The 24,205-nt window shown below is 60.1% G+C and carries 29 protein-coding genes; 17 read left to right on the top strand and 12 right to left on the bottom strand.

Features of this window, described 5'->3' with window-relative positions; translation table 11 throughout:
* The first annotated feature begins 8 nt into the window (after positions 1-8).
* The 3 genes from BVH06_RS03165 to BVH06_RS03155 are packed head-to-tail and all read left to right on the top strand — an operon-like array spanning position 9 to position 2,112.
* Positions 9-437 (top strand): pseudoazurin, encoded by a 429-nt coding sequence (locus BVH06_RS03165; RefSeq protein WP_075933158.1) that lies wholly within the window; start codon positions 9-11, stop codon positions 435-437.
* Positions 438-478: 41 nt separating this feature from the next.
* Positions 479-1,702: an MFS transporter gene (locus BVH06_RS03160; protein WP_075933157.1), complete on the top strand. Its 1,224-nt coding sequence runs from the start codon at positions 479-481 to the stop codon at positions 1,700-1,702.
* Positions 1,699-2,112 (top strand): hypothetical protein, encoded by a 414-nt coding sequence (locus BVH06_RS03155; protein ID WP_075933156.1) that lies wholly within the window; start codon positions 1,699-1,701, stop codon positions 2,110-2,112. Before BVH06_RS03160 ends, BVH06_RS03155 begins: the two co-directional genes overlap by 4 nt.
* Positions 2,113-2,130: 18 nt before the next feature.
* On the opposite strand, the gene BVH06_RS03150 is transcribed toward BVH06_RS03155, so the two are convergent.
* The 3 genes from BVH06_RS03150 to BVH06_RS03140 form a co-directional block, all read right to left on the bottom strand.
* Positions 2,131-3,267, bottom strand: coding sequence for a mechanosensitive ion channel family protein (locus BVH06_RS03150; protein ID WP_075930382.1), 1,137 nt, complete (start codon positions 3,265-3,267; stop codon positions 2,131-2,133).
* A gap of 549 nt (positions 3,268-3,816) precedes the next feature.
* Positions 3,817-4,224, bottom strand: a complete 408-nt coding sequence (locus tag BVH06_RS03145; RefSeq protein ID WP_075933155.1) for a hypothetical protein — start codon at positions 4,222-4,224, stop codon at positions 3,817-3,819.
* Between the two features lie 183 nt (positions 4,225-4,407).
* Positions 4,408-5,412, bottom strand: coding sequence for an NADP-dependent oxidoreductase (locus tag BVH06_RS03140; RefSeq protein ID WP_075933154.1), 1,005 nt, complete (start codon positions 5,410-5,412; stop codon positions 4,408-4,410).
* A 183-nt stretch (positions 5,413-5,595) separates the two neighbouring features.
* On the opposite strand from BVH06_RS03140, the gene BVH06_RS03135 reads away from it, so the two are divergent.
* Positions 5,596-6,492, top strand: a complete 897-nt coding sequence (locus BVH06_RS03135; protein ID WP_075930379.1) for a bile acid:sodium symporter family protein — start codon at positions 5,596-5,598, stop codon at positions 6,490-6,492.
* 33 nt (positions 6,493-6,525) lie between these two features.
* Here BVH06_RS03135 and dapF read toward each other — a convergent pair whose 3' ends face one another.
* Genes dapF through BVH06_RS03120 form a run of 3 tightly spaced genes read right to left on the bottom strand, consistent with a single transcriptional unit; the run spans position 6,526 to position 9,135 of the window.
* Positions 6,526-7,347, bottom strand: coding sequence for a diaminopimelate epimerase (gene dapF, locus BVH06_RS03130; RefSeq protein WP_075933153.1), 822 nt, complete (start codon positions 7,345-7,347; stop codon positions 6,526-6,528).
* Entirely contained in the window at positions 7,328-8,521 is a 1,194-nt protein-coding gene (locus tag BVH06_RS03125; protein ID WP_075930378.1) for a benzoate/H(+) symporter BenE family transporter, read from the bottom strand. Before BVH06_RS03125 ends, dapF begins: the two co-directional genes overlap by 20 nt.
* Positions 8,521-9,135, bottom strand: a complete 615-nt coding sequence (locus BVH06_RS03120; protein WP_075933152.1) for a LysE family translocator — start codon at positions 9,133-9,135, stop codon at positions 8,521-8,523. The genes BVH06_RS03125 and BVH06_RS03120 overlap by 1 nt, the downstream gene beginning before the upstream one ends.
* Before the next feature lie 169 nt (positions 9,136-9,304).
* Between BVH06_RS03120 and BVH06_RS03115 the strand changes: the two genes are divergently transcribed.
* Positions 9,305-9,940 carry a hypothetical protein gene (locus BVH06_RS03115; RefSeq protein WP_083651847.1) on the top strand — a complete coding sequence of 212 codons (636 nt, stop codon included), beginning with the start codon at positions 9,305-9,307 and terminating at the stop codon, positions 9,938-9,940.
* Between the two features lie 14 nt (positions 9,941-9,954).
* On the opposite strand, the gene BVH06_RS03110 is transcribed toward BVH06_RS03115, so the two are convergent.
* Positions 9,955-10,401 (bottom strand): MarR family winged helix-turn-helix transcriptional regulator, encoded by a 447-nt coding sequence (locus tag BVH06_RS03110; RefSeq protein ID WP_075930376.1) that lies wholly within the window; start codon positions 10,399-10,401, stop codon positions 9,955-9,957.
* A gap of 345 nt (positions 10,402-10,746) precedes the next feature.
* Here BVH06_RS03110 and BVH06_RS03105 point away from each other — a divergent pair, with 345 nt between their 5' ends.
* Positions 10,747-11,913 (top strand): PLP-dependent aminotransferase family protein, encoded by a 1,167-nt coding sequence (locus BVH06_RS03105; protein ID WP_075933151.1) that lies wholly within the window; start codon positions 10,747-10,749, stop codon positions 11,911-11,913.
* Between the two features lie 23 nt (positions 11,914-11,936).
* Entirely contained in the window at positions 11,937-12,539 is a 603-nt protein-coding gene (locus tag BVH06_RS03100) for a glutathione S-transferase family protein (protein WP_075930374.1), read from the top strand.
* Positions 12,540-12,674: 135 nt separating this feature from the next.
* On the opposite strand, the gene BVH06_RS03095 is transcribed toward BVH06_RS03100, so the two are convergent.
* Positions 12,675-14,786: a heavy metal translocating P-type ATPase gene (locus BVH06_RS03095; protein ID WP_256575121.1), complete on the bottom strand. Its 2,112-nt coding sequence runs from the start codon at positions 14,784-14,786 to the stop codon at positions 12,675-12,677.
* 417 nt (positions 14,787-15,203) lie between these two features.
* Between BVH06_RS03095 and cadR the strand changes: the two genes are divergently transcribed.
* The 3 genes from cadR to BVH06_RS03080 all read left to right on the top strand — a co-directional run bounded on the left by cadR (position 15,204) and on the right by BVH06_RS03080 (position 16,741).
* Entirely contained in the window at positions 15,204-15,650 is a 447-nt protein-coding gene (cadR, locus tag BVH06_RS03090) for a Cd(II)/Pb(II)-responsive transcriptional regulator (RefSeq protein WP_075930373.1), read from the top strand.
* Positions 15,651-15,786: 136 nt separating this feature from the next.
* Positions 15,787-16,137 (top strand): hypothetical protein, encoded by a 351-nt coding sequence (locus BVH06_RS25235; protein WP_139315557.1) that lies wholly within the window; start codon positions 15,787-15,789, stop codon positions 16,135-16,137.
* Positions 16,138-16,234: 97 nt separating this feature from the next.
* Complete coding sequence (locus BVH06_RS03080; protein WP_075933149.1) at positions 16,235-16,741, top strand: cupredoxin domain-containing protein; 507 nt, start codon at positions 16,235-16,237, stop codon at positions 16,739-16,741.
* Positions 16,742-16,857: 116 nt separating this feature from the next.
* Here BVH06_RS03080 and BVH06_RS03075 read toward each other — a convergent pair whose 3' ends face one another.
* Positions 16,858-17,226: a glutaredoxin gene (locus BVH06_RS03075; RefSeq protein WP_013791333.1), complete on the bottom strand. Its 369-nt coding sequence runs from the start codon at positions 17,224-17,226 to the stop codon at positions 16,858-16,860.
* Positions 17,227-17,391: 165 nt separating this feature from the next.
* On the opposite strand from BVH06_RS03075, the gene BVH06_RS03070 reads away from it, so the two are divergent.
* Positions 17,392-17,625 (top strand): DUF3820 family protein, encoded by a 234-nt coding sequence (locus BVH06_RS03070; RefSeq protein WP_013791334.1) that lies wholly within the window; start codon positions 17,392-17,394, stop codon positions 17,623-17,625.
* On the opposite strand, the gene BVH06_RS03065 is transcribed toward BVH06_RS03070, so the two are convergent.
* Positions 17,626-18,489, bottom strand: a complete 864-nt coding sequence (locus tag BVH06_RS03065) for a universal stress protein (protein WP_075933148.1) — start codon at positions 18,487-18,489, stop codon at positions 17,626-17,628.
* A 48-nt stretch (positions 18,490-18,537) separates the two neighbouring features.
* A complete protein-coding gene (locus BVH06_RS25675; protein ID WP_168172879.1) occupies positions 18,538-18,681 on the bottom strand; it encodes a hypothetical protein in 144 nt (47 codons plus the stop codon).
* A gap of 11 nt (positions 18,682-18,692) precedes the next feature.
* Here BVH06_RS25675 and miaE point away from each other — a divergent pair, with 11 nt between their 5' ends.
* Both miaE and BVH06_RS03055 read left to right on the top strand, forming a co-directional pair.
* On the top strand, positions 18,693-18,905 hold the full coding sequence (gene miaE, locus BVH06_RS25970) for a tRNA isopentenyl-2-thiomethyl-A-37 hydroxylase MiaE (protein WP_371915262.1): 213 nt from the start codon (positions 18,693-18,695) through the stop codon (positions 18,903-18,905).
* Positions 18,902-19,504: a tRNA-(ms[2]io[6]A)-hydroxylase gene (locus BVH06_RS03055; RefSeq protein ID WP_075933147.1), complete on the top strand. Its 603-nt coding sequence runs from the start codon at positions 18,902-18,904 to the stop codon at positions 19,502-19,504. Before miaE ends, BVH06_RS03055 begins: the two co-directional genes overlap by 4 nt.
* An 89-nt stretch (positions 19,505-19,593) precedes the next feature.
* Here BVH06_RS03055 and BVH06_RS03050 read toward each other — a convergent pair whose 3' ends face one another.
* Positions 19,594-20,286 carry an SOS response-associated peptidase family protein gene (locus tag BVH06_RS03050; protein ID WP_075933146.1) on the bottom strand — a complete coding sequence of 231 codons (693 nt, stop codon included), beginning with the start codon at positions 20,284-20,286 and terminating at the stop codon, positions 19,594-19,596.
* 100 nt (positions 20,287-20,386) lie between these two features.
* On the opposite strand from BVH06_RS03050, the gene BVH06_RS03045 reads away from it, so the two are divergent.
* The 4 genes from BVH06_RS03045 (at position 20,387) to BVH06_RS03035 (ending at position 23,968) form a co-directional block, all read left to right on the top strand.
* Positions 20,387-20,824, top strand: coding sequence for a LexA family transcriptional regulator (locus BVH06_RS03045; protein WP_075933145.1), 438 nt, complete (start codon positions 20,387-20,389; stop codon positions 20,822-20,824).
* Positions 20,817-22,091, top strand: a complete 1,275-nt coding sequence (locus BVH06_RS03040) for a Y-family DNA polymerase (protein ID WP_075933144.1) — start codon at positions 20,817-20,819, stop codon at positions 22,089-22,091. Before BVH06_RS03045 ends, BVH06_RS03040 begins: the two co-directional genes overlap by 8 nt.
* A 90-nt stretch (positions 22,092-22,181) precedes the next feature.
* Positions 22,182-23,030, top strand: coding sequence for a hypothetical protein (locus BVH06_RS25225; RefSeq protein ID WP_139315556.1), 849 nt, complete (start codon positions 22,182-22,184; stop codon positions 23,028-23,030).
* Positions 23,027-23,968: a DUF1848 domain-containing protein gene (locus tag BVH06_RS03035; protein WP_075933143.1), complete on the top strand. Its 942-nt coding sequence runs from the start codon at positions 23,027-23,029 to the stop codon at positions 23,966-23,968. The genes BVH06_RS25225 and BVH06_RS03035 overlap by 4 nt, the downstream gene beginning before the upstream one ends.
* The last annotated feature ends 237 nt before the right edge of the window (positions 23,969-24,205 follow it).

Here is a 24,205-nt window from a genome sequence, read left to right as displayed (position 1 = left end):
CGGTTCCCATGCCCATTCGTTACGCAATCGCCTTGCTGGCGACCCTGTTCTGCACCGCGGCCCTGGCCGAGGTGCACGAAGTGAAAATGCTCAACCGTGGCGCTAGCGGGCCAATGGTCTACGAGCCGGATTACCTGGCCATCGCGCCAGGTGACACGGTGAAGTTCATCGCCACCCAACCGAGCCACAATGCCGCGAGCCTGCCAGGTTTCCTGCCCGATGGCGCCGAACCGTTCAAGGGCAGGATCAACGAAGAAGTCGAAGTGAAATTCGACGTGCCGGGCTTCTATGGCATCCAGTGCATTCCGCACCTGGCCATGGGCATGGTGATGCTGATTCAGGTCGGCGAAACCCCGCTCAGCGACGTGCAGATTCCCGCATCCCTGCCTGCGCGTGCCAAACAGCGTTTCGAGCAGATCGTCGAGCGGGCGAATTAGGCATACTGAGGGCCATTTCCTGCGATGAGTGTCGTGCCCTGATGCGCCGTGTCCTCACCACCCTGACGTCACTTTCGCCTGCGGCGCGTGTGCTGATCCTCAATGGGCTGAGCTTCAACTTCGGCTTCTACATGTTGATGCCGTACCTGGCCGGGCATCTGAGCGAGAATCTCGGCCTGGCCGGCTGGGTCGTGGGCCTGGTGCTCGGCATCCGTGTGTTCAGCCAGCAGGGTTTGTTCCTGCTCGGCGGCCTGCTGGGAGATCGCATCGGCTACCGCCGTGCCATTCTGATCGGCTGCGGGGTGCGCTGCGTTGGCTTTGCTGTATTCGGGTTTTCCGAGAGCCTCACGGTGCTGCTGCTGGCCGCCTGCCTGAGCGGCTTCGCCGGCGCACTGTTCACGCCCTGCGCCCAGGCCTACCTGGCGGACGAATGCCAGGACGCCCAGCTGCGCAAGCAGGCGTTCGCCCTGCACAACATGGCGAGCACCGCCGGCATGCTGCTTGGCCCGTTGGCCGGCCTGCTGTTCATCAGCGTCGACTTCTCGGTGACCGGTAGCGTATCGGCGGCACTGTTCCTGGTGATGACGCTGGTGCAATGGCGCTTCCTGCCGCTCAAGGATCTGGTATCGGGCGAGGAGCCGGTGACCATGCTGCGCCAGTGCCTGGACATGCTCCAGCAATGGCCGTTCCTGCGCTTCGCCTTGCTGGCGGCCGCCTATCCCTTGCTGTTTCACCCGTTGTACCTGGCGGTGCCGGCCTATAGCCACGCCTATGGCGGTGGCCAGGAATGGATCACCCAGGTGTTCGTGATCACCGCACTGGTCGGCGTGCTGCTGCAAATGCCGGTCAGTACCCTGCGCCAGCGCTGGATGAGCGAAGGGCAGAGCATGGGCATGGGTTTGGCGCTGATGGCAGCCAGCTACGGCCTGTTGGCCGAGCCGCTGGTCAGCCTGCTCGGCGCCCAGTTGGCGGTGCAGGTGATGGCCGTGGTGTTCAGCCTTGGCAGCCTGCTGGTGCTGCCGCTGCTGTCGGCCCACGTGCCCCATTACGCCAGGCGTGGTCAGCTGGCCGCCTATTACGGCTTCTTCGCCGGGGTAGGCGGTTTGGTCGCGCTGGTCAGTAACGTGCTGATCGGCCGCTTCCTGCCGGCCGATCAGGCACCGCCGCAACTCTTGTGGTGGGCGTTGTGTGCCATCGGTGTGGGCGCCGGAATCGGGCTCACCCGGCATATGGCTCGTTTGAGCGAACCCGAGGTGCGTACATGATTTCGCTACGACGGCTTCGCGCCACGCCTGGCATTGCCTCAGCGATCAGCTTGCTGTTCGTAGCGCTGGCTTTGCCGGCTCAAGCGGCGTTCACGTTGCCGGGTGACGCCATGCGCTGCACCCGCAGCGCGACGCTGCTCAACTGTACGGACCGTTTCGGCAACCACTACGGCATCGTTCAGCAGGGCAATGACACCTTGATGCGCGGCTATGACGTGATCAGCGGCCTGAGCTGGTCGCAGACCAGCACCACCTATGGTCGGTTGCAACTGTTCACCGGTGTGAGTGCGGACGGGCAGGTGTGGTTCGGTTCCAGTCGGCGAATCGGCTGGAACGTGGTGAGCCGGCTGTCCAGCTCCAAGGGGGAGCGCGACCGAGTCAACTGCAATCGCTTGAGCGGTTGCCGCTGACTCGTCGCGTGAGCACGGTCAGCTGAAGCGCGGCAGGCGCTGCCCATGATCGTCCGCTTCAGGCTCGGCCTGCTGAGGCAAACCCGCAACCTTCAGCGTCGGCATGCGCTCGCCGACCAGGCGCAAGTCGCGGCGCGGCAGGGCGAAGCGCACATCCAGCTCGCGTAGTGCATCGAGCAGTTGCAGGTTGATCTCCTGCTGGATGTCCATGTACTGGTTGTAGTCCGAGCTCTGCACGATATACACCACTTCGAAGGTCAGCTGGCTCTCGTCGAAACCCAGGAAATGGGCGCGGTCGAACTTGGTTTTCGGCGTGGCGCGAATGATCTCGCCGACCCGCTCCGAAACCTGGCGCACCTTGTCGCTCGGCGTGTCGTAACTGATGCCGAACTTGAACACGATGCGCCGGGTGTCCATGCGCTTGTAGTTGTGCACGATCTGGCGCAGCAAGTCGGCGTTGGCGCAGACCACCTGTTCGCCACTGAGGCTGCGGATTCGCGTGGTCTTCAGGCCGATATGCTCGATGCTGCCGGCCACCTCGCCGAACACCACGAAATCGCCGATTTCGAAGGGCTTGTCGACGCCGATCGACAGCGAGGCGAACACATCGCCCAGCACCGTTTGCACCGCCAGTGCCACGGCGATACCGCCGACCCCGAGGCTGGCCACCAGTGCGGTGATGTCCACGCCCAGGTTGGCGAGGATCGACAGCAGCATCACCGACCAGACGACGATCAGCACCATGATGCTGATGATGGTGGTCATCACCGGGTTGTAGCCGCTGCCGCCGTGCTTGCCGACCACCAGGCTGCGCGACCACAGGCGCACGCCGGTATCCACCCAGAGGGCGATCTGCAGAGCCAGCGCCACGAACCAGGTATGGCTGAGCGCGGCCTGCCAGCTTCCGGGCAAATCCGGCAGGCGCAGCGCCAGCAGCAGGGAAAAGGCCAGCAGCAGCAAGCGGCTGGTACGGCCGATGACCACGGCGAGAAAATGCGGCCAGTTGCCGTCCTGGCCCTTGGACCAGGCGGTGAGGCGCTTGTGCAGGATGCCGACCACGGCGCGCAGGATGGTATAGATCACCGCCGTTGCGACCAGCACGATGGCCACGCCGATCCACAGGTCGCGGTCGAGCCAGATGTTCCACTGTTCCATAGGTAAATCTCCCGAAAAAGCCAATACAGTTTTCTGTAGGCCTCAGGACGAAGAAGTTCAGGTCAATGGCCCGTCGGGGGTAGGGCGAGGGAGTCGTTTGCATGCGGCAGGCTGTCGCATGCCGGCATGTCAGTTGCCAATAGCTGAGCTATGGTGGATGGGTGATCTGAAGGCTTGTGCTCAGATGTTGTAACGCACCGCCGGGCAGTGATCACAGGCCTCTGTCGCCGCAACCGATGCGGCGTGGGTAACCCTGATGCGGGCACTACGCCTGTCCGCCTGGAGAGTGACGTGACCTTCTATAGCCTTGATCTGCTGCTGATTCTTTTCCTGGTTACATTGTTGTTCACGGCCTTGCCGATCATCCTGATGCGCAGCCTATAGGGTCTGTTGACGTTTCAGCACGACCGCGCCGGAGCCAGTTTTAGCGCGAGGCAAGGCACGAGGTACGAAGTTTGGCCGGCCAAATGAGCCACCGAGAAACGCAGCATCGCGCTAAAACTGGCCCGGCCCCTGGGTTGCGCTGAAACGTCAACAGACCCTAGCCCCTCAACCGGCAACGGCTTGCCCCAGTAATGCGCGGAAGCTTTCCGGCTCCACGTCGCGAATCAGCAACAGGGCGCCCACCGTGCGTGCGGGCGTATTGGGCAGGGCGTGGGCGGGAATGGCGATGGGAAGCTGCGCTTGCCAGGTGCGGATCAGCTCGATGGGATCGGCACCTTCTGGCAGCAGTTCGTCGAGATAGACCTCGACGCCCATCTGCGCCGCCAGTTCGGCCGATTGCTGCAGCAGCACTTCGGCCATCTCGTGCTGCTCGACCGGTGTGGCCGCGTCGAAGCGCGACAGCCAGTCACTCATCTGCTTTCGGCAGTGCGCTGCCGGGCTACGCACGCGTTGCACCAGAAAGTAGGCCGCGACGACCAGCACGAGGGTTGTGGCAGTGAAAAACAGTTCCATCCTGGCTCCGGCGCGTGGCAACGGTCAGCCCGGTGGGCTGCGTGGCGGCGAAACTAACCGAACGGTCATGCCGGCTCAAGCAATTTAATGGCTAGTGGCCATCTTTGCGTTGCAAGAATTGAACGGAGAGGGGGAGGGGCGATGATTGGAGGCCGGGCGACCTGCCGGTCGCCCGGCCGGGCATCAGACCTTGAGTACCAGCTTGCCGAAATTCTCGCCCTTGAACAGCTTCAGCAGGGTTTCCGGGAAGGTTTCCAGCCCCTCGACGATATGCTCCTTGGACTTGATCTTGCCTTCGGCCAGCCAGCCACCGATTTCTGCCGCCGCGCTGGCGAAATTGGCCGCGTGATCCATGACCACGAAGCCTTCCATGCGCGCACGATTGACCAGCAGCGACAGGTAGTTGGCCGGGCCTTTTACCGCGTCCTTGTTGTTGTACTGGCTGATCGCGCCGCAGATGACGATGCGTGCCTTGGGCGCCAAGCGGCCCAGCACGGCATCGAGGGTTTCGCCGCCTACGTTGTCGAAGTACACGTCGACGCCCTTCGGGCATTCACGCTTGAGCGCTTCGTGCAGGTCTTCGCTCTTGTAGTCGATGGCCCCATCGAAGCCCAGTTCATCGGTCAGGTAGGTGCATTTCTCCTTGCCACCGGCGATGCCGATGACCCGGCAGCCCTTGAGCTTGGCGATCTGCCCGGCAATGCTGCCCACGGCGCCCGCCGCGCCGGACAGCACAACGGTATCGCCGCTCTTCGGCGCGCCGACGTCGAGCAGCGCGAAATAGGCGGTCATGCCGGTCATGCCGAGGGCCGACAGATACACCGGCAGTGGCGCGCGCTTGGGGTCGACCTTGTAGAAACCGCGTGGCTCACCGAGGAAATAGTCCTGTACGCCAAGGGCGCCATTGACGTAATCGCCTACGGCGTAGTCCGGGTGATTGGACGCCACCACTTCACCAACGCCCAGGGCGCGCATCACATCGCCCAGGCCCACTGGCGCGATATAGGACTTGCCTTCGTTCATCCAGCCGCGCATGGCCGGATCCAGCGACAGGTAGAGGTTCTTGACCAGAATCTGCCCATTGCTCGGTTCGCCGACCGGTTTTTCCACGTAATCGAACGTATCGCGGCTGACCATGCCGCTGGGGCGTTTGGCGAGCAGAAACTGACGGTTGAGTTGAGTGGACATGGAGAGCCTCCGTTGAAATAAGCTGTGGTGATAATCCTCGGACCATGATTGGACAAGCATGTCGCAGTGGCCGAATGTATGCCGATCCATCGAGCTGATGGGGCCGTCGCCCGCGCGCACGCTGACGATTGCCCGCTACAGTGTGGATCACGATCACGGAAGTCATACCACGCCGAGGTAGCGATGACTGCAAGTCCCTTGCTGAGTGTGTTTCTCCCCCTGGCGCTGGGCATCATCATGCTCGGCCTTGGCCTGTCGTTGACCGTGGCGGATTTCACCCGCGTGGTGAAGTACCCGAAGCCGGTGCTGGTCGGGCTGTTCTGCCAGCTGCTGCTGTTGCCGGTGGCCTGCTTCTTCATGGTTCAGGCGTTTGGCCTGGCGCCTGCACTGGCCGTCGGCATGATGCTGCTTGCCGCCTCGCCTGGGGGCACTTCCGCCAACTTGTATAGCCACCTGGCCCATGGTGACGTAGCGCTGAACATCACCCTCACGGCGGTGAATTCAGTGGTCGCGGTGCTGACCATGCCTTTTATCGTCAACCTGTCGCTGGCCTACTTCATGGAAGGCGACCAGGCCATTCCGTTGCAGTTCGCCAAGGTGGTGCAGGTGTTCGCCATCGTGCTGGGGCCGGTGGCCATCGGCATGTTCCTGCGCAGCCGCTTCCCCGGTTTCGCGATGCGCATGGAAAACCCGGTGAAGATCATCTCGGCGCTGTTTCTGCTGCTGATCATCGTGCTGGCGCTGGTCAAGGACTGGCAGACGGTACTCGACTACGCGCCGGTAGTCGGCGCAGCGGCCCTGGCCTTCAACCTGCTGAGCCTGGCGGTCGGCTACTTCGTGCCGCGCCTGCTCAAGCTGAGCCTGCGCCAGGCCATCGCCATCGGCATGGAAATCGGCATCCACAACGGCACCCTGGCCATCGCCCTGGCGCTCAGCCCGGTGCTGCTCAACAACAGCACCATGGCGATTCCGGCGGCGCTGTACAGCATCATCATGTTCTTCACCGCCGCGGCCTTCGGCTGGTGGGTGAATGCGGCGCATGGCAAGCAGCTGAAGGCCGAGGCCCAGCCTCCCGCCTGATTTCGCAGCGTTGTTGAAATCGCCTGCGGCGTTTCAGTTGCCGCCTGTAAGGATGCCTGAAAAGCTGCGCGTTACCGGCCCGGTGAGAAAGACTGGGCCGATGCCGTCCCATTGAACCGTCACGATTCCCCCATCGCATTCGACCTCGACGGTGCTGTCCAGCAGGCCGCGCCTGATTCCATTGACTGCCGCTGCGCATGAGCAGGAGCCTGAGCCGAGAGGGACGCCGCCACCGCGCTCCCAGATGCGCAACCGAATATGCCGCCGGTTGATGATCTGGACAAAGTGGACGTTGGTCTTGCGGGGAAACAACGGGTGAGTCTCGATCACCGGTCCTCGGGCTGCAACATCGAGGTGGGCCAGATCATCGACGAAATAGGTGCAATGCGGATTGCCCATGCTGCAAGCCACGGGGTTACCCGCAAGTGACAGAGCGAGCGTGTCTTGAGCCTGTGCCAGGGGTACGTCCGCCCATCCAAGCAGTGGTTCGCCCATATCCACGGTAATGGCAGCGCTGCTGGTCCGGTTGCAGGTCAGCAAGCCGCGCGCGGTGCGAACCGTAACCCGAGTGGCATTCGATTCGTTCATAAGCAGGTCAGCCGCCCCACGCGTCGCGCTGCCGCAGGCATTGAGTACGCTGCCATCTGCGTTCCAGAACAGCAGGTGCGCATCGGCGTCATCGCATCCGAGCAGCACTGCCAACTGATTGAAGCCAATTCCACGGTTTCGGTCAGCGAGGTATCGAACCAGATCGCTCGTCACGGGGTTGTGCTTGTCTCTTGAGTCGACCAATACGAAGTCGTCTCCGTTGGCATGCATTTTGTGAAAGCGCAATTCAGGTACGCTTCCCTGCATTGAGCAGCACCAGCGTCAGCAACCCGGCGACGATGCCCCAGAACGCCGAGCCGACGCCGAACAGCGTCATGCCCGAAGCGGTGACCAGAAAGGTGATCAGCGCTGCTTCGCGTTCTTTTGGCTCGCCCATGGCCTGAGTCAGCCCGCCGATGATCGAGGCGAACAGCGCCAGCGCCGCTACCGAGAGGATCAGCGCCTTGGGCAGGGCGGCGAACAGGGCGGCGAGGGTGGCGCCGAACAGCCCGGCGATTCCGTAGAAAATCCCGCACCAGACCGCGGCGGTATAACGCTTGCGCGGATCTTCGTGAGCTTCCGGGCCGGCGCAGATCGCTGCACTGATGGCCGCCATGTGGATGCCGTGGGAGCCGAAAGGCGCCATCAGGATCGATACCAGGCTGGTGGTGTTGAGCAGCGGCGAGGCCGGTACGTCGTAGCCGTTGGCGCGCAGTACGGCCATGCCCGGCAGGTTCTGCGAGGCCATGGCGACGATGAACAGCGGAATGCCGATGCTGATCGCCGCGGCGATGGAGAAGCTCGGCGTGGTCCACTCCGGGGTCGCCAGTTGCAGCTCGAACTGGGAGAAGTTCAGCAGCCCCAGCGCGCCGGCCAGCACGCAGCCGACCACCAGCGCACCCAGCACGGCGTAACGCGGCTGCAGGCGCTTGCCCAGCAGATAGGTGAACAGCATGGCGATCACCAGCAGCGGTTGTTGCTCGGCGGCCACGCAGATTTCCAGGGCGATCTTGAACAGCACGCCGGCCAGCAGCGCCGCAGCGATGGAACCGGGGATACGGCGCATGATGCGGTCGAAACTGCCGGTCAGACCGCAGACCAGAATCAGCGCCGAGCAAACGATGTAGGCGCCGATTGCCTCGCTGTACGGCACGCCGGGCAGGCTGGTGATCAGCAGTGCCGCTCCAGGCGTCGACCAGGCGACCATCACCGGGGCGCGGTAGCGCAGCGACAGGCCGATGCAGGTCACCGCCATGCCGATCGACAGCGCCCAGATCCACGAGGAAATCTGCCCGCTGCTCAGCCCGGCTGCCTGGCCCGCCTGGAACATCAGCACCAGGGAACTGGTATAGCCGGTCAGCATACCGATGAAGCCGGCCACCACGGCAGCGGTGGAGGTGTCGGCTAGCGGGCGCAGGCGTGGTTGGCTGCTCTCGAGCATTACAGCACTCCTTTGATGTCGGCGAGGATCGGATACAGCGAGATCACCAGTAGCACGGCCATGCCGACATTGAAAACGCGCAGCACCGTGGCATTGCGCAGCCAGTTGCGCAGCAGGCTGCCGGCCACCGTCCACAGGCCCACGCAGGGCCCGCCGACCACAGCGAACAGGGCGGCGATCAGCAGCACGTTGACCAGGAAGTTTTCCTGCGGGGTGTAGGTGGCGATGGCGCCGATGGCCATGACCCAGGCCTTGGGATTGACCCACTGGAACGCCGCTGCCTGCAGAAACGTGAAAGGCTTGCCACGCTCGCCACCGGTGCTGTCCGGCGCGCCGGAGCGGGCAATTTTCCAGGCCAGGTAGAGCAGGTAAGCGGCGCCCAGGTAACGCAGCAAGGTGTACAGCGCCGGAAGCTGCTCGAACAGCTGACCCAGGCCCAGTCCCACGCAGATGATCAGCACCATGAAACCAAGGCTGATGCCCAGCATGTGCGGCAGACTGCGGCGCAACCCGAAGTTTACCCCGGAGGCGAGCAGCATCATGTTGTTGGGGCCTGGCGTGATCGAGGTGACGAAAGCGAAGGCGACGAAGGCGAGTAGCAGTTCCAGGGTCATTATCAGGCACTCGGGAGCGATATCGGCAGAAGTGCCAGCAAGACTATGTCGTGGGCCGCAACACGTCGCCGTACAGAGACTTGCGTAAAACACGATACAGTCGATTGGCGAACCCGGCGCCAACGAGTAGTTTCGGCGCCTTGATCAATCCGCGCATAAGGAATTTGCGATGCCCAGCGAAATCAATCCCTACGCTGCCCCTCAAGTCACGCTCGTCGAAGAGGCGCCCGTTCGACCACAGGATGGTTGGAGCGTCACCCAGTTGCGCCTGCTCGGCTGGTTGAGCCTGCTGTCGGCAGTAGGCGCACTGGTATCCATTGGCGTCGCTGGTGCCAGCGGGTATTTCGCTGACCTTTGGCTGGCGCAGGTTAGCCAGTGGCTCAGCCCAGCGCTCGAACTGCTGGGCGTCTACCTGCTGTTGCGTCTGAAGCGATTCGCGGAGCAGCGGTTCCAGGCCGAAAATCTCACCAGCCCAGTAACGGCGGTGGTGGTGCTTGGGATGCTGCTCAGCTGCATGGAGCTGGTACTGGGAGAGGCCACCAGTGAGCCCGGTACGCCGATGTTCATCTATTTTGGCTTGATGTGGGTCTACGGCGGGTTGCTGGTCTGGATGGGCATACGCATGCGCAAGGTACAGAACGCCTACCCAGCCTTCACCATGCTGGCCTGGATGAACATCGTCGGCGGCCTGATGGTAGCCACGGTAATCCTGATCGTGCTGGCCATCGTTCCCTTGCTGGGAACCGCTGTGGCCATGGCCTTCGTATTCTTCAAGGCTGCCAGGGAGCTAAAGGCTTCTGCCTGATTCTGCGAGAGTGCTCAGGCGCGCTCCTCCAGCCCCTTGCCCAGTGTCTGGTTGACGGTCAGCCAGCCAGTCACTGCAGCTTCTCCCGCCTCGGCGAATGCTTTACGCAGCAGCTTGGCCTGCTCACGGCGCAGGCCAGCTTCCAGCTTGGCACCTTCTGTGGTGAACACCAGCAAGCGTTTGCGCCTGTCATCCGTGGCCGTCTCGCTCTGCACCAGCTGCATCTCCTGCAATTGTCGCAGCGGCGTGTTCAACGCCTGCTTGCTCACCTTCAGGTAACCGAGCAGTTCCTTCACGCTCAGGCCAGGGTACTTGGCGACGAAAAACAGGATGCGCTGATGCACCCGCGACAGGCCGCGGCGCGCGAGCATCTCGTCCGCCTTGGCGGTGAACGCCTGATAGCCGAAGAAAAAGGCTTCCATCGCGGTTTGCTGATCGGTTGAATTTTTAAGGTCAATCATGTTGACGTATATGTCCCGGGCGTCGTACTTTCGGTCAAGCAGTTTGACCTAGGGTCTGTTGACATTTCAACGCGAGCCGCGTTGCCGCGAGAAATCTCGCCAGGCGAGGCGGAGGACGCAGGGAATGGCGTTCCCTTTTCAAGTCCTCCAACGACGCATGGCGAGATTTCTCGCGCAACCCGTAGGGCCGGGCACGTTTTGCCGCGATGCTGCGTTTCTCGCCGGCTCATTTAGCCCGCTAAACTTCGCGGCTCGTGCCTTGCCTCGCGGCAAAACGGGCTCCGGCGCGGCCGTGCGTGAAACGTCAACAGACCCTCGTTTCATGACTTATCACCTGGTGACCTCATGGCCTTCTCCGAACGCATCTCCCGCCTTAAAAGCTCCCTGATTCGCGAAATCCTCGCTGCCGCCCAGCGCCCGGAAGTGATGTCGTTCGCCGGTGGCCTGCCGGCCGAGGAGATGCTGCCGGTGCTCGATTGGTCGCAGATGCCCACCGGCATGGGGCAATACGGCATGAGCGAGGGCGAGCCGGCATTGCGTGAAGCCATCGCCGCAGAGGCCCGCCTGCTGGGCGTGCCCTGCGAGGCCAGCCAGGTGCTGATCGTCAGTGGCTCGCAGCAGACCCTGGACCTGGCCAGCAAGCTGTTCATCGATCCAGGCACCAAGGTGCTGCTCGAAGCGCCAACCTACCTGGCGGCCTTGCAGGCGTTTCAGCTGTTCGGTGCCGATTGCGTGGCCGTGCCCCAGGAGGCCGACGGCCCGCAGCTGCAAGCGCTCGAAGCGCAGCTGGAGCGCCAGCGCCCGGCGTTCGCTTACCTGATTCCAACCTTCCAGAATCCCAGTGCGGTGCGCTACAGCGAAGCCAAGCGCGACGCCGTGGCGGCCCTGCTGGATCGTTATCAGGTCACGCTGATCGAGGATGAGCCATACCGCGAGCTGGTGTTCGACGCCGGCAGTGCCACGCCCATCGTCAGCCGCCTGCGCAAGGCCAGCTGGATCTATACCGGTACCGTTTCCAAGACGCTACTGCCCGGGCTACGTGTCGGTTACCTGATCGCGACGCCGGATCTGTTTCCCCATCTGCTGCGCCTCAAGCAGTCGGCGGATCTGCACACCAACCGTGTCGGTCAATGGCAGGCGCTGCAATGGCTGGGTACCGAGCAATACCGCGAGCACCTGGCCGAGCTGCGAGATTTTTATCGCCTGCGCCGTGATGCGATGCAGGCGGCGCTCGTCGAACACTTCAGTGAGCTGGCCGAGTGGCAGGTTCCCCAGGGTGGGCTGTTCTTCTGGTTGAAGCTCAAGCAGCCCCAGGACACGCGCCTGCTGCTCGATGCGGCGCTGGCGCAGAACGTGGCGTTCATGCCGGGTGAGCCGTTCTTCATCGACCCGGATCGTGAGCCCGGTTACCTGCGGTTGAACTTCAGCCACGTGGCACCGGAACGCCTGGGTGAAGGGCTACGCCGGTTGGCTGGCGTGGTACGTCAGGGATTGGCCGCGGACGCGGCGTGATTATCGGCAAAGGGGGGATGAACATGTACAAGGTGTATGGCGATTACCGCTCGGGCAACTGCTACAAGGTCAAGCTGATGCTCAGCCTGTTGGGCAAACCGTTCGAGTGGGTGCCTATCGATATTCTCAATGGCGATACCCAGCGGCCCGAGTTCCTGGCCAAGAACCCCAACGGCAAGATTCCGGTGCTCGAACTGGAAGACGGCACCTGTCTGTGGGAGTCCAACGCCATCCTCAACTTCCTGGCCGATGGCAGCGAATTCCTCGAGACCGAGCCACGCCTGCGTACCCAGGTGTTGCAGTGGCAGTTCTTCGAGCAGTACAGCCATGAGCCCTATGTGGCGGTGGCGCGGTTCATTCAGCTGTACCAGGGCATGCCGGCTGACCGTCAGGAGGAATACAAGGTCTGCCAGGTTCGCGGCCACAAGGCGCTGCGGGTGATGGAGCGGCAACTGCAGCAGACGCCGTATCTGGTTGGCGATCGCTACACCATCGCCGACATCGCCCTGTACGCCTACACCCATGTGGCTCACGAGGGCGGCTTCGACCTCAGCGCTTACCCGGCCATCAATGCCTGGCTGGATCGCATCGCCAGCCACCCGAAACACGTGACCATGCTGGGCTGATAGCAGCGTCCGCTCTTGTAGCCTGGCGTAGAGCGCAGCGAAACCCAGGGATCGGTTTTCGCTGCTTACACATGCCGATAGCGAAACCGCTCCCGCACATCGCTTCGCTCAGTGACGGGCTACAGACGCAAATGACTACTTTCGCAACAACCTCAACCCATTGAACACCACCAGCAGGCTCACGCCGACATCGGCGAACACCGCCATCCACATGGTGGCGTGGCCGGTGACGGTCATGGCCAGGAAGACTGCCTTGATGCCCAGGGCCAGCACGATGTTCTGCTTGAGGATCGCCGCGGTCTGCTGAGACAGGCGGATGAACGCCGGGATCTTGCGCAGGTCGTCGTCCATGATCGCCACGTCGGCGGTTTCGATGGCCGTGTCGGTGCCGATCGCAGCCATGGCGAAACCGACATCGGCGCGTGCTAGGGCTGGGGCGTCGTTGATGCCGTCACCGACCATGGCCACCACGCCTTTCTGTGCGAGCAGGGTTTCGACGGTTGCCAGTTTGTCGGTGGGCAGCAGGTCGCCGCGGGCCTCGTCGATGCCAACCTGGGCGGCGATGGCCTGGGCGGTGTGCTGGTTGTCGCCGGTCAGCATGATGGTCTTGATGCCCATGGCGTGGAGGCTGGCGATGGCCTCGCGGCTGCTGTCCTTCAAGGTGTCGGCGACGGCGAACAGGGCCAGGGGGCGGGTTTCGTCGCTGAGCACGATCACCGTCTTGCCCTGGCGCTCGAGTTCATCGAGTCGGGTTTCGAGCGCCGCCGAACACAGGCCCAGCTCCTCGAGCAGGCGATGGTTGCCCAATTGGTAGCGCTGGCCATCGATCACGCCGCGCACGCCGCGCCCGGCCAGGGCTTCGAATGCCTGTACCTCGGCCAGCTCGATACCCTGTTGCCGGGCTGCACTGGCCACCGCCAGGGAAACCGGGTGGTCGGAACGGGCAGCCAGGCTGGCGGCGAGTATGTGGTAACGGGCGGCATCCTCGCCCAGCGCCTGGTAGTCGGTCTGCACCGGCTTGCCGTGGGTGAGGGTGCCGGTCTTGTCCAGCGCCAGGTGAGTGATGTGTCGGCCGTTTTCCAGGTACACGCCGCCTTTGACCAGAATGCCCTTGCGCGCCGCTGCGGCGAGGCCGCTGACGATGCTTACCGGCGTGGAAATCACCAGCGCACAAGGGCAGGCGACCACCAGCAGGACCAGGGCGCGATACACCCAGTCGAACCAGCTGCCACCCAGCAACAATGGCGGCACCACGGCCACCGCCAGGGAGAGCAGGAACACCAGCGGCGTGTAGATGCGCGCGAAACGGTCGACGAAGCGCTGCGTCGGTGCGCGTGCGCCTTGAGCCTCCTCGACGGCCTTGATGATGCGTGACAACGCGCTGTTGCTGGCTGCGGCGCTGACCTGGTATTCCAGTGCGCCGCCCTGGTTGATGGTGCCGGCGAACAGGGTATCGCCCACGGTTTTCTCGATGGGCAGGCTTTCCCCGGTGATTGGCGACTGGTCCACCGTCGAGTGCCCGTCGAGCACCTGGCCGTCGAGGCCGATGCGCTCACCCGGTCGCACCCTCACCACGCTGCCGATGGCCACCTGGGCGACGTCGAGCGCCTGCCAGCTGCCGTCGGCCTGGCGTACCGTCGCCTGTTCCGGGGTCAGGGCCATCAGGCCGCGAATAGCGTTGCGGGCGCGATCCAGGGATTTCGCCTCGATCCGCTCGGCGATGGCGAACAGCACCATGACCATGGCCGCCTCGGGCCACTGCCCGATCAGCACGGCGCCGGTCACGGCGATGCTCATCAGCGCATTGATGTTCAGGTTGAAGTTTTTCAGGGCGATCCAGCCCTTCTTGTAGACGTCGAGCCCAGCCGTGAGGATGGCGCCCAGGGCGATCAGTGCGACCACCCACTCCGGCGCGCTGTCGGTGAAGTGCACCAGTTCGGCGATGAAGGCGGCCACGCCGGCACCGATCAGCCGCCACGGCAAGCCGCTGGCCACAGGCTCGGCGGGCGCGGCCTGGGCTTCGCTTTCGAGTTGCGGGGTGAAGCCGAGCCCGCGGATCGCCAGCAGGGCGGGCTCCAGGGCGTCCGGGCGGTGGCGAATGGTCAGCACCCGCTGCATCAGATTGAACTGCAGCGCCTCGATGCCGGGCTGACGGGCCAGCTTGTCGCTGATCAGGCGTTCCTCGGTCGGGCAGTCCATCTGCTCGATACGCACGCGGGTCTCGGTGGCCAGGGGTAGCGCCTGCATGCCCAGGCTGGCGATCGCCGCGATCACCTGCGGCGCGGCGCCGGCCTGATGCTCGACGACAAGGCTGCGGTTGAGCAGGTTGAACTGCAGGTCGTGCACCTCGGGCATGGGCTGCAGCTTGCCGCGGATCAGGCTCTCCTCGGTCGGGCAGCACATCTGTTCGATGCGCAGTGCACTGCTCTCCGTGGCGAGATCTGCCTGGCTGCCTGCAGGCTCACTGATTCCCGCGACCAATTGGCTGCCCGGCGTGCAGCACGCAGGCTTCGTATCGCTCGCGCAGCAGCCTGCCTGAGGGTGTACGGGTTTTGGAGCATGGTCATGATCACAGCAATTCGACATGGGGGCTCTCCCAACTATCCTGTTGCAGAGTGAACACCCTGTAGCCACTATAGGGTCAAGCATCGGAGGAAAGTGATCATGAAAATTGGCGAATTGGCGACGGTTACCGGTTGTCAGGTGGAAACCATCCGCTATTACGAGCGTGAAGGATTGCTGCCCGCGCCCCAGCGTAGCGAAGGCAACTACCGTCTTTACCTGCCGGAGCACGTCGAGCGGCTGACCTTCATCCGCAATTGCCGCACCCTGGACATGACGCTCGACGAAATTCGTGAGCTGCTCAGCCTGCGCGGCCGGCCAGCGGAAAACTGCGAGGCCATCAACAGCCTGATCGACGAGCATATCGAGCACGTCAACGCGCGGATCGCCAGCTTGCAGTCGCTGCAGGAGCAACTGGTCGAGCTGCGCAACAGCTGCCTGGCGGACCAGCAATCGTCGCCTTGCGAGATCATCCGGCAACTCAGTACCAGTGACACGCTGCACGCCGAGAAGGATGTGTCCCATGTCGGCCGGGCTCATCGGCACTAGCAGGCTGTTGGAAAACTTGCCTCGCCTACGTTTTTCAACGACCTGTTAGTCGCGCGGCTGCAAGTTGGGCATAATCGGGCTCTGTCTGTCATTGCCTGCCCGGTATCCGATGTCTTGCCGTCCGCTTCGCGTCCTGTTGCTCTGCCTGCTGGCGCTGGCCTTGCCCGCCCAGGGCATCGCCGCGGTCGGCATGCAGGCGGGCATGGCGCTTTCGATCGGCGGTCACGGTCATGCCATGCATCTCTCGGGTGTTACGCATTCGTGCGAGGCGGACTGTGCTCATCATCAATACCCCGCCAAGCAGAAGGCGCCCGGGCATGCGGCCTGCAGCCTCTGCGTGTTCTGCGTAGGCGTGGTCGCCTTGAGCCCTGGATTGCTCTCGGCCACGCAGTTGCCGCTGGATCGACCGCAGGCTTTCTGGCATCAACATTTCCTCGAGCACATTGCCGACACCCCGGATCGGCCCCCTCGCGCTTTCATCGGCTGAATCATGTCCGCGAAACGACACCTGGCGGCAGTAAAGGCCCGCCAGGTGACCCGCGTGCTTTCGTGCACGCCGATGATGAGTCAACGAGGCAAACAACATGCGAATCAACACAACCCTAGTCAGCACCCTGGCGCTTGCCGCGCTGCTCCAAGCGTCAATACTCGATGCCGCCGAGCATGAACATGGCGCCGGCCATGGCGCCGGACACGCCACGCAAAGTATCGAACAGAAACCCTGGGGCATTCCTGGTGATGCCGCCGAAGCGACGCGCACCGTGCATATCCGCATGAACGATCACATGCGTTTCGTACCAGATCGGCTGGAGGTCAAGGCCGGGGAGACGGTGCGGCTGGTGCTGCACAACGACGGGCAACTGCTGCACGAGTTCGTGCTGGGCGACAAGGCGCAACTGGACGAGCACGCTGCCATGATGTTGCGGCAGCCGAACATGGCGCATACCGGCATGGACATGCTGCACGTGCAGCCAGGTGAGGAGGGCGAGGTGACCTGGACGTTCGACCGGGCGGGCACCTTCGACTTCGCTTGCCTGATCGCCGGGCATTACCAGGCCGGCATGGTCGGCAAGGTTGCGGTAATGCAGTAAGAGCAAGGCGCGGCTGGAGTGGTTTCCGGCTGCGCCTTCGTCTTTCCGATCAAGGTTGCCGCGACGCTTGCGGGGCTTCCCCGGCTTTCGCTTCGCTCTACGCCGGGCTACCGGCGTTACGCCGCGAAGCGCTGTTCCAGATAGGCTGCAATGGCCTTGGATTCGTACAGCCAGGTGCTCTGGCCGTTTTCTTCGATGCGCAAGCAAGGCACCTGGATCTTGCCACCCTGGCTCTCCAGATCGCTGCGGGCTGCGGCATCGTTCTTGGCATCGCGCAGCGCTACGGGCACGTTGAGGGCATGCAGCTTGCGGCGAATCTTCACGCAGAATGGGCAGGCCTTGAACTGATACAGCGCCAGGTTGCCGGCGGCCTGTTCGACCGCAGCCTGCGCCTCGGGCGCGCGCTTCATCTTGGCCGGGCGGGTGGCGATGTCGCCGAGGACGATCAGTTGGCCGAGGCCCAGGCGCAGTGCCTTGATAATCATGATGAGTACCTGCAGAAGTGAACGGCGCGCAGCTTACCCGAGTTGAGCCATCGGCCCAACCGGCAAGGGCCTGTTGCCGTTTCAGCGCGGCCGTGCGTGAAGCGGTAACAGACCCTAGCGCTTGCGGCATAATGTTGCGCCCAGTTGATCCTCACGGCCGATGCGATGAAACCCGAAGACCTGAAATTGTTGGTAAGCCGCGAGATGCCCTTCGGCAAGTACAAGGGGCGGCTGATTGCCGACCTGCCGGGCCACTACCTCAACTGGTTCGCCCGGGAAGGCTTTCCGAAAGGCGAGATCGGCCAGTTGTTGGCCTTGATGCAGGAGATCGACCACAACGGCTTGTCGGCACTGCTCGACCCCCTGCGCAGCAAACCGCGCCAGCCACCGCGCGGCTGATCAGCCTTCGACGAGGCGCTGCTCGAGATGCTCGACGATGCTGTCGGGCTTTAGCACCAGCACGTCGCTCTCCAGTGTGTCGAGAATCACCTCGGCGGTATTGCCGATCAGCGCGCCGCTGAAACCGGTGCGCGCCACCGTGCCGATCACCGTCACCGCTGCGTGCAGCTCGTGGGCGAGTTTGGGGATCAGCACATCGGCCGGGCCTTCGGCGATATGCAGGTGCTCGTCATCGATATCGTAGGTGTTCTGAAACGCCTGGCATTCCTGGCGATAGCGCTCCTCCACGGTATCGCGCAACTGGAAGGTCGGATCCGCGGCGGTCAGCATGGGCGATGGATGGGCGCTGAGCACGTGCAGCTCGGCCTTGGCCAGCTTGGCGATGTCGTAGCCATGCTCGATGATCAGGGTGTGCAGCGCGCGGTGCTCGCCGTCGATGTTGCCCACGTCGACCGCCGCCAGCACAGTGCCGCCGCTCCAGGGCGTTAGGGTTTTCACCAGTAGCACCGGGCAGGGGCAATAGCGCAGCAGCTTCCAGTCATCGGGCGTCAGCAGCGCTTTCTTGAGGGGATTGTCAGGGCGATGCTGCTTGATCACCAGGCCGCAACCTTCGGCCTGCTGGGCATGGGCGATGGTGTCGTGCAGGCTGCCGTGCCAGGCCTGCTGGGCGCTCACGCTATAGCCATCCTGCTGCAGCGCGCTGCATAGCTGACGAAGATGGCCGCTGTGATCCACCGACTCGTCGCAGATCAACAGGTGCAAGTGGGATTGCGTAACCCCGGCGATCAGTTTGGCGCGTTTGAGCGCCAGGGTGTCGGCGTGTTCCGGCTCGATGACCACGAGAATGCTGCGGATGGCTTGCATGGCGTGTTCCTCTGCGTGCGGCGGTGGTTATCAATATAGAAGGTGCTTTCACAGCAAGTTCTTGATCGGTATCAAACCCGGCGGCTGGTGGTTGCCGTCGGCAGCCTTATAATGGCCGGCTTGATGCCTGGCGCTGCCTGTACCGCCTTCTGGTGGGCAGGCATTTCGGGCTTTTCTCTTTTCGTTGCTCATGGGCCATGCACGTGTCATCTCCCGTCACAGTTTCAGATCAGTCACCCGCTACCAGCCGCCGCAGCGCCACGCCGAGCTTGCCGGAAATCCATGAATTCCTCGGCTGCCGCACGCCCCAGGCCTGGGTCGAAGCAGCGCTGGCCAATCAGGACATCATGCTGATCGACCACAAGAACTGCGATCTTTTGTCGGCATTGCAACAACGAGTTGGGGTGAACCAGTGAATCTGCCTGAAATCCACGATTTTCTAGGGTGTCGTACCCCTGACGCATGGGTGCATGAGGCCTTGCACCAGCAGGATGTGATGCTGCTGGATCATCGGAACTGCGAATTCAAGGCTGCTGCCACGGCCCTCAGTCTGATAGCCAAGTACAGTCAGCATGTCGAGCTAATCAACTTCATGTCGCGTTTGGCCCGTGAGGAGCTTGTTCATCACGAACAGGTCTTGCGGATTATGAAAAAGAGGAAAATCTCTCTACGCCCAATCTCTGCCAGCCGGTATGCGTCTAGCCTGAGAGCCACTGTGCGCACGCATGAGCCGCACAAGCTGGTAGATACCCTGGTCGTAGGGGCATTCATCGAGGCTCGCTCTTGCGAACGTTTTGAGGCTTTGGTGCCGCGCCTCGACGAGGAACTGGGAAAATTCTATTTTGGGTTGCTGAAGTCCGAAGCCAGGCATTTCCAGGGGTATCTCAAGTTCGCATACCAGTACGGAGAGGCGGCAGATGTGGTCAAAGCGATCGAGAGGGTGCAGGTGGTCGAATCCGAGTTGATCACCAGCCCAGATAGTGAATTTAGATTCCACAGTGGGGTACCGGCCTAGTATGACGCATATTGGCGTCTCTTAGAGAGCGGGCTTTTTTGTGCAACGCAACTCGCTTTCCTCTGAAGTTATCGTAAGGGCGGGACGAGCTATAACATTGGGTCGCTGACCGCCTTGACCAGCTCAGAGCCTTGGTTTTTAACGTTCCCCACTGCTCTCGATACCGGGAACCACTCAAATTCATCTGCCGGCGTGTCGTGATGTCTCAGCAAATCCTCGGCATGCTCTGGCAGTAGTCCAGGCTGCAACCATTCCCTAGCAACATCGGGTCGAAGGACAACCGGGCGGCGGTCGTGAATGTCCACCATTCCTTCCTCACTCGCTGCTGTGATCAGGGCAAATCCACCACCCTCATGCTCTGGCGACGGCAGTTCTGCTATGGCTGCGAAGAACATAGGTTCGCGGCTTTTCAGCCGGATAATGTAGGGCTGCTTCAATTTCTTGTCGGTTGGGTGTTTCTTCCATTCATACCAGCCATCCGACGGAACCAGCACCCGGCCTTTCTTCCAGATCGCACCCCAAAATCTGCTTGTGCTGGCCGTCTCGATTCGTGCGTTGATAGCCGGTGGACGCTTACCGTCTGCCCAATGTGGCGCGTAGCCCCAGCGAACGGGCAGGGCATAGATACCCAATTCGTCTTGATGAAGCAGCGTCACCCGGCTTTGTGGAGCCACGTTGTAGCGCTCCAAGGGTTGGTTTGCCCAATCTCCATCAAGCAGGCCCAGCTGTAGAGCCTTTGCGTACTCATCAACGGTTCGGTACTGCGTGAATCGTCCACACATGGAACTCTCCGGTCGTCAGGTGGCCATCATCATCCTTTGACCGCATCTCGACTGATTTGGTATCTGTATATCCATACAGTATTATTCTCAGGTCTCTCTCATGGGCAATGCAACCTTCCTCGGCCCAGTGGGCAGCTCCGGCGTTGAGCTGCCTTTTTTTTCTTTCCGTGTGCCTGCGGGCTTCGAAAGCCCTGCCAACGATCACCTAGAAAGTCGAATCTCGCTTGATGAACTACTGGACATTGATGCCCCGCAAACCTATCTCGTGCGTGCTGATGGAGAGAGCATGACGGGAGTTGGCATATTCGACGGAGACCTATTGGTCGTGAATCGAGCACTTGATCCAGCTCCTGGGGAGGTGGTGATTGCCGCCATCAACGGGGAGCCGTTGGTAAAGACTTTTGCTCGTGAAGGCGATCAGTTGGTGCTCCGATCAGCGAATCCGAAATATCCACCGCGTTACGTTCTGGAGGGTGATGAGCTGATGATTTGGGGCGTTGTGATCAGTAGCATTCGGAAGCATCGCTGCTATGGCTAATACGGCAATCGCTCTGATCGACTGCAACAGCTTCTACTGCAGCTGCGAACGTGTGTTCCGTCCTGAGCTGCAGCAGGTGCCCTTGGTGGTGCTGAGTAATAACGACGGGTGTGTGATTGCACGATCTGCGGATGCAAAGCCATTCGTAGAGATGGGGGCGCCGTTTCATCAGGTGAGAGGCTTGCTGAAGCGGCACGGTATTGTTCCGTTCAGCAGTAACTACGCGTTGTACGGAGACATGAGCGAACGGGTGATGACCGTAATTGAATCCATGGTGCCAGCTGTTGAGGTGTACAGCATCGATGAGGCATTCGCCGACCTGACCGGCGTCCAGGGTGATCTGGAGCATCTGGGGCGCCTGATCCGTGCTCGTGTGCTGAAGTACACGGGCATCCCGACCGGGGTAGGAATTGCCACCACTAAAACGCTCGCCAAGCTTGCTAATCACTCGGCCAAGAAGTGGCAGAAGCAAACAGGTGGGGTTGTAGACCTACGTGATCCTGAGCGGCGGGATAAAGTGCTCAAGGCGTTACCTGTTAGCGCTGTATGGGGCGTTGGCCGTCGCATGACGGCACATTTGAACGCCCAAGGCATCCAGACAGCGTGGCAGCTCGCACAGGCCGATGCTTGGACGTTGCGTAAGCAGTTCAGCGTTGTGATCGAGAAGACTGCAAGGGAGCTTCGTGGCGTGGCTTGCCTGAGTCTGGAAGAGGCGGCACCACCTAAGCAGGAAATCTGCTCTAGCCGGATGTTCGGCAAACGCCTGCAGGACATCGGACCTATACGCGAGGCCGTGGCCACCTACACAGCGACAGCATGTGAAAAGCTGCGATCACAGCACTCGGTATGCCGCCAGATTCGCGTTGGTGTACGAACGGGGATGCACAACCCGGATGAAGCGAAATACGCCAAGGGCATAACCATGCAGCTGCCTTGGGCAACTGACGATACACGGATGATCACTCAATATGCGTTGACGGCTCTGCAGCAGGCTTACCGGGTGGGGTATTCGTACAGCAAAGCGGAAGTGATGCTGCTAGACCTTTGTCAGCGTAATGAGATTTCAGGCGACTTGTTCGCTCCACAGCAATCAGTTGAGTCTACAAAGGTGATGGCCGTCCTCGATGAAATCAACGCCAAATGGGGTAGGGGAACACTACGCCCTGGTCGAGTAGAGCTTCAGCCTGAATGGCGCATGCTGAGAGAGATGCTGAGTCAGAGCTACACGACTCGGTTAGATCAGCTTTGGACTGTCGGCTGTAGATAGCGTTGGTAGCCTGAAAACTTGTGATGGCGTTGTGCCTTTTGGTACCGTAAGCTCTTTGATCCTCTCTATAACGCAAGGAGCGCGATATCTATGATTTATAACGCCCAGTTTGTAAATGAAGTTTTAGAAAATTTTCATAATTCATTTATGGCGAAGAAGCGCCGTTGGTGTGATATTGCAAGTATAGAGCCGGAAGGCAGTAATTATAAGAAAAAGCTTTATCAGTTGCTTTATACATTAAGATATTTTCCGGCTTATTATCTGGAGTATTGCGTGCTTGCAGACGCGCTGCGTCAACGAGTAAGCGGTAAATATAATAACCTAAATGTTGCATCTTTTGGTTGTGGTATTTGCCCTGATTATTATGCCTTGAAGGATAATTTGGCGGGCGTTAAGTTCCAGTATGTTGGATATGATCGTTGTGAATGGTCATCTCAAAAATATTTACCTGAAATAAGTTCCAATAATTTCTCTTTTGAATTTTTTACTACAGATAGTTTTGAGTTAGGTGACTTGGACGATGTGGATGTGTTTGTATTTCCTAAGTCTATTGGAGATATTGCAGCTGGCGATGGTCTTGAACATCTTGCCAATGTGATCGCATCTACGAAAAAAGAAAAAATATTTTTCTTGAATTCGTATGTTTCAAATGGCTCTGAGAATATGTCGAGTAACGCTGGATATTTCAACGTTGTACATAACGCACTAGAATCTGAAGGTTTTATTACAAGCGATAAGGTGAGTACGGCGCAGTATAAAGGAAAGTTTGGCGCTGGATTGAGAAGCATTGAATATAATTTTTGTTATCCAGAGAAGTTTTTAATAACATGCGATAATCAAGGGACCAAGACATTATGTGGCCATTGTGGAGTAGTTAAACGCCCTGTAATGACTAATAGATTTATGGAATATCAAATCTTGGAGTACGTCCGAGAATGATTATTAGCGCAAGTCGACGTACAGACATTCCTGCTTTCTATTCAGATTGGTTTATGAATCGTGTCGAGCAAGGTTTTTTATTGACCCGAAATCCATTCAACTACAATCAGATTTCGCGTGTATCTCTGAAACCTAGCGATGTGGATGCCATTGTATTTTGGACAAGAAATGCTAGAAGAATTATGCCTAGTTTAAACGTATTGGATTCTAAAGGAATGCAATACTATTTCCAGTATACGGTTACCGGCTATCCTCGATTAATTGAGCGCTCAGTACCTCAGCCCAGGGAAGCCATAAGAACATTTATCGAACTGAGTGTGCGGCTGGGTGCGGGAAGGGTAATTTGGCGTTACGATCCCATTTTACTATCGAATTTAGTTTCTATTCATGAACATAAACGTTTGTTTTCCAAAATTGCTGGGATGTTAGCTGGTTACACAGACTTAGTGGTGGTTAGCTTTGCCGATTTTTATGAGAAGACTAATAAGAATCTTGCAAAGGTTCCGGGGTTGATTTTTTCAGATGTCTTGGCTCAGCAAAATGAGCTTCTCGATCTTGTAGACTTTATGGTTCGGACTGCTAGCGATAATGGAATGAAAATAGAAAGCTGTGCGGAAGAAATTGATATGTCAGCGTTAGGCATACCTCATGGAAAGTGTATAGATGATCAGCGATTGCGGAAGCTCTTTAACATCGCATCTAGGCAAATTAAGGATCCTGGTCAGCGGTTAGCATGCGGGTGCGTCAAAAGTATCGATATTGGAATGTACAATACCTGTCTGCATGGGTGTTCATATTGTTATGCAACTTTCGATCATGACAAGACATTGGCTCAGCGTAAGCAGCATGATCCAATGAGCCCATTTTTAATTGGTGGAGTGGAAGGAGTGCCAGAGCATTTACTTTACGTTGATCCTCCGCAAGGGAGCCTTTTTTGAGTTAAATTAATTAGGTCAAAATCGCGATTCAGGAGGCTTTAGCCGCAAAAGTACTGTCAAAGCCTAAGCAAGAAATCTATGTTTAGCAGACTATCGCAGCCCATACGTCATTGGATGTTGGATTTAACTTCAATGAAGGTCTCCAAATACTCACACTGCTCACGTCGGCTGGACGATACCATGCAAGCAAAGTAATTGTTGAGAGGATTGTAAAAATGCTTTGATTTGTTAGGTGCT

It is taken from the genome of Pseudomonas sp. PA27(2017) (assembly GCF_001945445.1).
Lineage (GTDB): Bacteria > Pseudomonadota > Gammaproteobacteria > Pseudomonadales > Pseudomonadaceae > Aquipseudomonas.
This window is presented reverse-complemented; position numbering and strand designations above follow the sequence as displayed.

Coding starts and splice junctions, on each gene's coding strand:
- BVH06_RS03165 (WP_075933158.1), top strand. CDS start 9: ATGCCCATTCGTTACGCAATCGCCTTGCTGGCGACCCTGTTCTGCACC.
- BVH06_RS03160 (WP_075933157.1), top strand. CDS start 479: ATGCGCCGTGTCCTCACCACCCTGACGTCACTTTCGCCTGCGGCGCGT.
- BVH06_RS03155 (WP_075933156.1), top strand. CDS start 1,699: ATGATTTCGCTACGACGGCTTCGCGCCACGCCTGGCATTGCCTCAGCG.
- BVH06_RS03150 (WP_075930382.1), bottom strand. CDS start 3,267: ATGGAACAGTGGAACATCTGGCTCGACCGCGACCTGTGGATCGGCGTG.
- BVH06_RS03145 (WP_075933155.1), bottom strand. CDS start 4,224: ATGGAACTGTTTTTCACTGCCACAACCCTCGTGCTGGTCGTCGCGGCC.
- BVH06_RS03140 (WP_075933154.1), bottom strand. CDS start 5,412: ATGTCCACTCAACTCAACCGTCAGTTTCTGCTCGCCAAACGCCCCAGC.
- BVH06_RS03135 (WP_075930379.1), top strand. CDS start 5,596: ATGACTGCAAGTCCCTTGCTGAGTGTGTTTCTCCCCCTGGCGCTGGGC.
- dapF (WP_075933153.1), bottom strand. CDS start 7,347: ATGCAGGGAAGCGTACCTGAATTGCGCTTTCACAAAATGCATGCCAAC.
- BVH06_RS03125 (WP_075930378.1), bottom strand. CDS start 8,521: ATGCTCGAGAGCAGCCAACCACGCCTGCGCCCGCTAGCCGACACCTCC.
- BVH06_RS03120 (WP_075933152.1), bottom strand. CDS start 9,135: ATGACCCTGGAACTGCTACTCGCCTTCGTCGCCTTCGCTTTCGTCACC.
- BVH06_RS03115 (WP_083651847.1), top strand. CDS start 9,305: ATGCCCAGCGAAATCAATCCCTACGCTGCCCCTCAAGTCACGCTCGTC.
- BVH06_RS03110 (WP_075930376.1), bottom strand. CDS start 10,401: ATGATTGACCTTAAAAATTCAACCGATCAGCAAACCGCGATGGAAGCC.
- BVH06_RS03105 (WP_075933151.1), top strand. CDS start 10,747: ATGGCCTTCTCCGAACGCATCTCCCGCCTTAAAAGCTCCCTGATTCGC.
- BVH06_RS03100 (WP_075930374.1), top strand. CDS start 11,937: ATGTACAAGGTGTATGGCGATTACCGCTCGGGCAACTGCTACAAGGTC.
- BVH06_RS03095 (WP_256575121.1), bottom strand. CDS start 14,786: ATGCAGGCGCTACCCCTGGCCACCGAGACCCGCGTGCGTATCGAGCAG.
- cadR (WP_075930373.1), top strand. CDS start 15,204: ATGAAAATTGGCGAATTGGCGACGGTTACCGGTTGTCAGGTGGAAACC.
- BVH06_RS03080 (WP_075933149.1), top strand. CDS start 16,235: ATGCGAATCAACACAACCCTAGTCAGCACCCTGGCGCTTGCCGCGCTG.
- BVH06_RS03075 (WP_013791333.1), bottom strand. CDS start 17,226: ATGATTATCAAGGCACTGCGCCTGGGCCTCGGCCAACTGATCGTCCTC.
- BVH06_RS03070 (WP_013791334.1), top strand. CDS start 17,392: ATGAAACCCGAAGACCTGAAATTGTTGGTAAGCCGCGAGATGCCCTTC.
- BVH06_RS03065 (WP_075933148.1), bottom strand. CDS start 18,489: ATGCAAGCCATCCGCAGCATTCTCGTGGTCATCGAGCCGGAACACGCC.
- BVH06_RS25675 (WP_168172879.1), bottom strand. CDS start 18,681: ATGAGCAACGAAAAGAGAAAAGCCCGAAATGCCTGCCCACCAGAAGGC.
- BVH06_RS03050 (WP_075933146.1), bottom strand. CDS start 20,286: ATGTGTGGACGATTCACGCAGTACCGAACCGTTGATGAGTACGCAAAG.
- BVH06_RS03045 (WP_075933145.1), top strand. CDS start 20,387: ATGGGCAATGCAACCTTCCTCGGCCCAGTGGGCAGCTCCGGCGTTGAG.
- BVH06_RS03040 (WP_075933144.1), top strand. CDS start 20,817: ATGGCTAATACGGCAATCGCTCTGATCGACTGCAACAGCTTCTACTGC.
- BVH06_RS25225 (WP_139315556.1), top strand. CDS start 22,182: ATGATTTATAACGCCCAGTTTGTAAATGAAGTTTTAGAAAATTTTCAT.
- BVH06_RS03035 (WP_075933143.1), top strand. CDS start 23,027: ATGATTATTAGCGCAAGTCGACGTACAGACATTCCTGCTTTCTATTCA.